8 protein-coding genes are annotated in these 8028 nt (G+C 37.4%); all 8 read left to right on the top strand.

Annotated elements, in window-relative coordinates; all coding sequences use genetic code 11:
• Positions 1-254 precede the first annotated feature (254 nt).
• Positions 255-731: a signal peptidase II gene (gene lspA / locus KI375_RS26195; RefSeq protein ID WP_212976311.1), complete on the top strand. Its 477-nt coding sequence runs from the start codon at positions 255-257 to the stop codon at positions 729-731.
• Positions 718-1620, top strand: a complete 903-nt coding sequence (locus KI375_RS26190; RefSeq protein ID WP_212976310.1) for an RluA family pseudouridine synthase — start codon at positions 718-720, stop codon at positions 1618-1620. The genes lspA and KI375_RS26190 overlap by 14 nt, the downstream gene beginning before the upstream one ends.
• 770 nt (positions 1621-2390) lie before the next feature.
• Positions 2391-3125, top strand: a complete 735-nt coding sequence (locus KI375_RS26185; protein ID WP_212976309.1) for a glucose 1-dehydrogenase — start codon at positions 2391-2393, stop codon at positions 3123-3125.
• A gap of 80 nt (positions 3126-3205) precedes the next feature.
• Positions 3206-3766, top strand: coding sequence for a hypothetical protein (locus tag KI375_RS26180; protein ID WP_244853098.1), 561 nt, complete (start codon positions 3206-3208; stop codon positions 3764-3766).
• A gap of 126 nt (positions 3767-3892) precedes the next feature.
• A complete protein-coding gene (locus KI375_RS26175; protein ID WP_212976308.1) occupies positions 3893-4321 on the top strand; it encodes a VOC family protein in 429 nt (142 codons plus the stop codon).
• 135 nt (positions 4322-4456) lie between these two features.
• Positions 4457-4846, top strand: a complete 390-nt coding sequence (locus KI375_RS26170) for a VOC family protein (RefSeq protein ID WP_212976307.1) — start codon at positions 4457-4459, stop codon at positions 4844-4846.
• Positions 4847-4993: 147 nt separating this feature from the next.
• Entirely contained in the window at positions 4994-6523 is a 1530-nt protein-coding gene (locus KI375_RS26165; RefSeq protein ID WP_212976306.1) for a MutS-related protein, read from the top strand.
• Positions 6520-8013 carry a MutS-related protein gene (locus KI375_RS26160; RefSeq protein ID WP_212976305.1) on the top strand — a complete coding sequence of 498 codons (1494 nt, stop codon included), beginning with the start codon at positions 6520-6522 and terminating at the stop codon, positions 8011-8013. Before KI375_RS26165 ends, KI375_RS26160 begins: the two co-directional genes overlap by 4 nt.
• Positions 8014-8028 lie beyond the last annotated feature (15 nt).

Genomic DNA, 8028 nt, shown 5'->3' with positions numbered 1-8028 from the left:
GATACACTGCCTCTAGCCGTTTTTTTATGTATCTACTTATAAATGATTTCAAAAAAGATGGATTTCGCATCAAAACTCGATGTGGAATCCATCTTTTTTTATTTTTGGCTAGTTATGTCCCAGCCTCATTTTTTTGAGAATCAAATGGCTAAAAATAGCTTATCAACTAATGAAAAGAAATAAGATTCGTTCTGCTTGCGTATTTATGCTAAAATACAAAAGGATAGATTTCATTTTGAAGCGGAGGTTAGCCGGTGATCTTTTATATTATTGCATTCTTTATCATTGCTCTTGATCAGTTGACAAAATGGCTGATTGTAAAAAATATGGAGTTTGGGGAAAGCATTCCCATTATTCAAAATTTCTTTTACATAACCTCCCACAGGAACCGTGGTGCAGCATGGGGAATATTAGAAAATCAAATGTGGCTCTTTTATATTATTACTATGATTGTGGTTGTGGGAATTATTTATTATCTTGAAAAGCATGCAAAAGGAAAATATCTTTTTCAATTAAGCTTAAGTTTTATATTAGGAGGAGCAATTGGAAACTTTATTGACCGTGTTTTTCGTCAAGAAGTCGTAGATTTTGTTGATACTTACATTTTCACATATGATTTTCCAATATTTAATATTGCAGATGCTGCCCTCACGATAGGGGTCGTTCTCATGTTTATCCAGCTTATCAAAGAAGCACGGGAAGAGAAGGAGAAAAAAAATGAACAACATTGAACACTTTACAGTTGAAGACGGGAATGGCGAACGCATCGATAAAGTGGTTGCAGGCTTCCATACAGAATGGTCCCGTACACAAGTACAACAATGGATTCGTGATGGACGTGTTCAAGTAAATGGTAAAATAGAAAAGGCAAATTATAAATGTCGGATCGGTGATAATATTGAGATTTCTATACCAGAACCGGAACCACTAGATGTACAACCTGAACCGCTGGAGCTTGACATTTATTTTGAGGATGAAGATGTCATTGTCGTAAATAAGCCGAAAGGGATGGTCGTGCATCCTGCTCCAGGACATTATACAGGGACTCTCGTAAATGCCTTGCTGAACCATTGCCAAGATTTATCGGGAATCAACGGCGTATTGCGCCCAGGTATCGTCCATCGGATTGATAAAGATACCTCAGGTTTGTTAATGGTGGCGAAAAATGATTATGCCCATGAACAATTAGTCAATCAATTAGTTGAAAAATCAGTGACGAGAAAATATTATGCTCTTGTACATGGCGTTATCCCTCATGATCATGGAACCATCGATGCGCCAATTGGCCGTGATCAAGACGATCGCCAAAAAATGACCATTGTAAATAATGGAAAACAAGCGGTTACGCATTTCCAAGTGATCGAGCGCTTGGATCCATATACATTAGTAGAATGTGTTTTAGAAACAGGTAGGACCCATCAAATTCGTGTCCATATGAAATATATTGGCTACCCACTTGTCGGAGACCCTAAATATGGCCCCAAAAAAACATTAGAAATGGATGGACAAGTATTACATGCGGGTGTACTAGGATTCATCCATCCAAGAAAAAAGGAATATATAGAATTCTCAAGCCCCTTGCCGGGGTACTTCCAGGATTTATTAGCGAGCTTAAGATAATTGTGTTTTTACCCTTTGATGAAGAGGATCAAAGTCATTCTGTTGGCTAGGGCAAATCGCAACGTCCTGCAGCTCTTTCCTTGCACTTTCCGTACATTATAACTCCTTTGTGGCCATCTTCTTGCAGAAAAGCTGAACAAATCGGGGATTTAACTTTCAGTTGATCCCTGTTTATTTTTCTTGTCTACCTCGAATTCTTAAACTTTAAAATCCATTTTACCAAATTCTTTATGAGTTCGTGTTCGTAGAGTAGGATTCTACGGACATTTTTTATTAGGATTTAAGCGACTTTGAGTGCGTAAGGCCTTCTACGCACCTTTTTCAGCAGATTTCAAGCGATTTTGTGCCCATAGGACCGTCTACGGGCACTTTTCATCAAAATTTAAACGATTTTGTGTACGTAGGGCTTTCTACGCACACTTTTTACCAGAATTTAAACGAATTTGTGTACGTAGGATCCTCTATGCGCATTTTTTACTAGAATTCAAGTGCTTTTGAGTTCATAGAATCCTCCAACGTACTATTTGCCAGATTACTTTACCAAGTGCATGAAGAATCAAGTTACTTTTCCGAAATTTAAATTTTCTAAGCGTTTTATTTTTAACATTTTAATAGATTACTATTTATGTTACGCTTGAACTACGTAGTTTTGAAAGTAGAGGAATACTAGTTATCGTTTTGAGAAAGCGCATACATATTTAAGGGTAAGATACTGTAACGTAGCGGTTTTTAAAGTTCTACATGATAGTAAATAATACGAGGTGAAGCATATGGAATTTCAAGGGAAAAGTGCGTTTATTACTGGTGCAGGTTCGGGAATCGGAAGAACGGCTGCTATTGAACTAGCAAAGCGAGGCGCCCGCGTTTTTATAGCAGATATCAACGAGGAGGGAGGACGGGAAACTGTTGCAATGATTGAGGAAAATGGCGGGGAGAGTCATTTTCAACGAACCGATATCACCAATGAACAAAATGTTATGGATTCTATTTCTTTGTGCAACCAAATGTATGACAAAATTGATTTTGCTGTAAATAATGCTGGGATTGTAATTGGCGCAATGTTGGCTGATCTTAATGAAGAAGATTGGGATAAAGTCGTTAATGTTAATTTGAAGGGAACATGGTTGTGTATGAAGCATGAAATACAATTGATGAAAAAACAACAATACGGAGCAATTGTAAACACAGCATCTATAGCGGGAAAAATAGGATTGAAGCATCATGGGGCATACGTGCCTAGCAAGCATGGGATCATTGGCTTGACGAAGAGCGCAGCAGTAGAATACGGAGAATATGGGATTCGGGTGAATGCCGTTTGCCCTGGAACAGTTCATACTTCTTGGGTACACCGGGTAACGAAAAAGCTGAGTAACTTGCATGCATTAGGAAGAATTGGCGAAACGGAAGAGATTGCCGAGGCAATCATCTGGTTATGTTCAGATAAATCGTCTTATGTAACCGGACATTCCTTGGTAATCGATGGAGGGAGAATAGCTGGTGAATGATTGTGATAATATTTGCCAGTAATGTGGGATGAAATACATTGTATGATGTAATCGTTTCAGGGAATAGGAGGATGGTTGGTTTGACAAATAAAAATGAAAAAATGGTGGAGCTTGATGTAGAAAAAATCAATATTGTCGATCAAGAGGGAAATATCCAGATGTCCATATTCAATAGTGAACGTATTCCCGATCCGATCATTGATGGGAAAACTTGTGTTAGATCGGGGGTCATTCCTGCAGCTGGAATGCAATTTTATAACAGTGATGGTGATGAATGCGGCGGGTTGGTATTTGGCAGCAGAACATACACGTCCGAGGATTTTGACGGAAAATATACAGGGAAAACCGAATCAAATGCCTCGTTTACCTTTGATGGTTATAAGGGAGATCAAGTTACACAAATGTATTTTCATGAAAGTACCATTGGAGAACGCATGTATGGCTATACTCTTTATGATCGGCCAAGTGGGGTAACAAGAGCACAGATGGATCGAGCCCAGGACGGTTCGGTAGGAGTCAAATTATCTGACAGCAAGGGACAAGAGCGTATCCGTTTAGTAGTAGATGCAAACGATGTTCCAATACTGGAATTTCTAGATGAAAAAGGACAAGTTGTTTATAGTCTTCCTCCTAAGGATTAAAATCTGTTCTCCTAAATAAAATTTGATAAACGAGATACCAATTAACTAGAAGCTTGTGATATAAAATTAAGTCAATTAATTCTTCCCATAATTATGATTGAAAATAATCTATTTGGAGGCTAATGAATGACAAAAATTAATATCGAGGGTTCCGCTTTCGTTATGCTAGTTAAAAACTTGGAACAGACGGTTCAGTTTTATTCTAAGTTAGGTTTCAAACATGAAGTGATTGGAGAGAAAATTCCACATCATCATGTTTCAAGGGGGTCACTGACCCTTATTCTTGTTGAAGCTAGACAAGAAAACGAGGTGAAGACAATCAGTTCCAGTTACGAGGAGCAATACTTTGATGTGTATTGTTATACGAATGCGGTAGATTTGTTAACTCGTGAGTTCACAGAAAAAAAGGTATTGATCGTTAGAGGACCTAATTATGATAATTTTTGGAGCGAGGTTACGATCCGGGATATAAATGGGTATCAAATTTCATTCGGTGGAGGAATTGTAAACAAAGACCTTATTTCGCGATCTAATAAAGACAATGATAATGTGTAAATATTTCGAAGAGCTAATAAAGCATTCATGTCAGTGACCAGCTTCGCGTCTGTTTAAGATGGCTCACGTCATGAATACGGAAGCGTTATATAAAAAATCCTCATAAAAACCATTAAAACATGGAGATGAAGTTGTTTGACTAAAAAATTAATAGAGAATGTGGATCATGTGCAATTACCTGTCACTGATATGGATGGGGCAGTGAGTTGGTACAAAGAAGTATTGGGATTGGAAGTACTTACAGTCTATCCTCAGGCTGCATGGCTTGAATTTAACTCTGGTCCAGTACTAATGTTGCATCTCAGTACAAAAAATGATAAAACACAATGGTTATCGGAAGACGATTTTCCAATGCCATCATTTATGTTTTTGACAAAACAAATTGATATGCTACATTCCGTATTGCAAAGTCATGAAGTAAAGATCAGACAATATGAAGATCATGGGCATGGATGGGTTATCAAATTTATTGATCCATTCGGAAATGAACTAGGAGCTTATCAACCCAAGAAAGAAACGGAATAAGCGGCTGGGTAAAACTAAAATGTTAAGCTCTCAAGACAAATAATGCATGACCTTAGCGGAGGTATATGCCTCTAGTTTTTCTTTGGTGAAAACATTTTTGTCTCAGCCCCTAAAGGTTTGAGCCACTTATGAAGGGTTTGAAGAACGATGGAATATCAAAGTATTTTATTTGACCATAGCGCTGAGCCGAAAACTCGCTCAAGATGTGGAAACGCTAAGTTTTTTCATGATGTTCATATGGATACAATTATCAAAAGTATTTTAGCTGGAAAAGAAGAATACGACCTTGAATGGGTATTTTATTACAAGCTACCGCATATTGCTGCAATTCATTATCGTCTCGATATAATGAAGGATATCGATGATTGTGAACTGCTTGAATATTTTTCCGAGTTTTCTCATGCTATGAAAAAGGCGCGGAAATACGTAGGAAATAGTGAGCGTTCCAAGGACAATCATCAGAAGCAAAAATGGCTACTTGATGCTGCAATTTCCTATTGTAATGCGATTATCAACTTACACCGCAGCATGGACTCGGCTGATTTAAAATCAAAAGGCATGCAGGATTTTTTTAAGTGGATCAGCCATTTTGTCAATAGTTCCTACTTTATTACATTGTGGAAAAAAACTTCTGAACTACAAAAGGCTTTTGCAGCTATCCATTACAGTATAATTCTATCTGAAGATAATATTGCAATTTACCTGCAGGATGATGAAATGGACTACTGTCAATCATTAAGTAAGACCTTTCAACAAGAGCACGATGAAACGGAGGACTATAGTATTCGCCTGTTTGCCGGATTACAATTTTCAGAGATAGAAAGAGATATTTTAACAATTATTAGAAAACAACATCCAACCCCTTTCCTTAAGCTTAAAGAATTTTATGGAAACTATCTAACCTTCATGAATGAAGCTATTTTGACATTTGAGCAAGAAATTCAATTTTATATTGCTTGTTTGGAATACTTTCAGTCCTTCAAAGATATAGGTCTAGACTATTGTTACCCCGTAATCTCTGAGAGCAAAGACGTGCACATTGTTTCGGGATACGATCTTTCTTTGGCCGCCTCTCATTTACAGTCAGGAACAAGAATTATTTGCAATGATTTTTCTGTTAATGAAAATGAGAAAATTTGTGTATTAACCGGACCGAACCAGGGCGGTAAAACGACCTTTGTCAGATCACTTGGACAAATTTTTTACTTGAGTGCAATTGGTTGCCCAGTTCCATGTAAAGATGCGGACCTCTATTTTTTCGACCAGCTTTTTACTCATTTTGGCTCAGAAGAACAATTTGGTACAAATACGGGACAATTACAGGATGAACTCCTTAGACTGAGCACAATATTAAAACAGGCTACTGGAGAGAGTGTTATACTATTTAACGAGCTTTTTTCCACAACAGCTACAAGCGATGGGTATGATATGGGAAGGAAGCTATTACAAAGACTATTGCATCAAGGTACTCTTTGTTTATATGTTACCCACCTTTTCGAATTAGCTAATGCTTTTGAGAATACGGTCAGTTTAGTATCAACGGTTGATCCAGAAGCTGCCTCAAAAAGGACGTATAGAATCAGGAGAAGACCTGCGGATGGTTTGGTGTATGCCGCAAGTATTGTCGAGAAATATGACCTTACACCGTCAAGAATAAAGGAGAGAATCCTCAGATGAGACCGATGCTGCTCTATGAATCTCAAGAGTTTATTCCAAACCCTGAGTTAGATGACCAAGAATTAATGCAAGATTTGAACATAGATCCACTTCTACAAACCATGTCCCAGGGCGATCCATTTCTTTATCAAACGACAAAGAAAATGATCTTACATAGTGAAACAAATCGTGATGTTCTCCTATATAGGCAGTACATCTTAAAGGATAGTATAAACAATCCTCTGCTCATCAAAAAAATATATAGCATAGCTTCAGAAATTGTAGAAGAATCCAAGGATTATCGTTATGTCATGAAACCAAATATTTCCCCTGGTATAGCTTTTTGGGAAAAGATGACAACAGTAGTGACTTTATTAGCGTTTATTTTACCTAAATTGCGAGAACTGCGGAATTTGAATAAAACCAATAAACAAGCATATCACTCAAAAGCACTTATTACTTTATTTGAGCAAATGGATAAAGCATATCCTGATTCGTTTCTAACAGAGGCTGACACACATTTTAATCTGCTTCAACAGACACTTAAAACGAGCCAACTGAGAATTGGTGCAAGAATTGGAGAGGGACTCAAGGGAACAGATTATCTGCTTAAAGAGTTGGATGCGAGAACTCCAACTTTTACAACTAAGAAAAAGATAAGATCATCCAATTTGCCTAGTTTTGCATATAATTTAAATGAAATGAGAGAAAAAATCTTTAATAATATCTTCGTTATTATCAAACGTTTTCTTGATCACACTTTAAAATTCATTGATGTATTACGCTTTGAGAGCAGTTTCTATGTGAGTTGTGTGTATTTACACGAGGAACTTACTAAGAAGGGATGTCAGCTATCTTTTCCAGTGCCACTTAATGCAAACGTGAGAGCCTTAACTTTTAAAGAGTTGTATGATCCTAGTTTAGCCATTAGTTTGGGACAACAACCGATTACCAATGATCTACAGGCAGACGAGATGACTTTATTTATGATTACAGGAAAGAATCAAGGTGGAAAATCGACTTTTTTGCGAAGCATTGGTTTGGCACAACTAATGATGCAATGCGGTCTATTCGTCCCTGCCACCTTTTTTCAAGCTAACTTATGTGATCGAATATTTACTTATTTTACTCGGGAAGAGGATGATAAGTTAAATAGCGGTAAGTTGGATGAGGAGCTATCAAGACTAGATCACATTGTGGACGAACTTACTCCTAGCTCTCTCCTTCTCATGAATGAACCCTTTGCCTCTACTACAGAAAGAGAGGGTTCTGTCATAGCTAGGGATATGCTTGCTGTTTTTTATGAATTAGAGCTTAAGGTTTTTATTGTCACCCACTTTTATGAGTTATCAAGATGGATGTACGAAAGAGGCTTCGAGAACGCTCTCTTATTATTACCTGAACGGCTTCATTCTGGAAAGCGATCATTTAAGCTTACTTTAGGTGAACCTCTTCCAACAAGTTATGGTCAAGATTTATTTAGTGAGATTATTCAGGAGAGAAGCGATTAAAACATACATACAGAG

It is taken from the genome of Bacillus sp. J14TS2, assembly GCF_018333015.1.
Taxonomy (GTDB): domain Bacteria; phylum Bacillota; class Bacilli; order Bacillales; family Bacillaceae_C; genus Lederbergia.
This window is presented reverse-complemented; position numbering and strand designations above follow the sequence as displayed.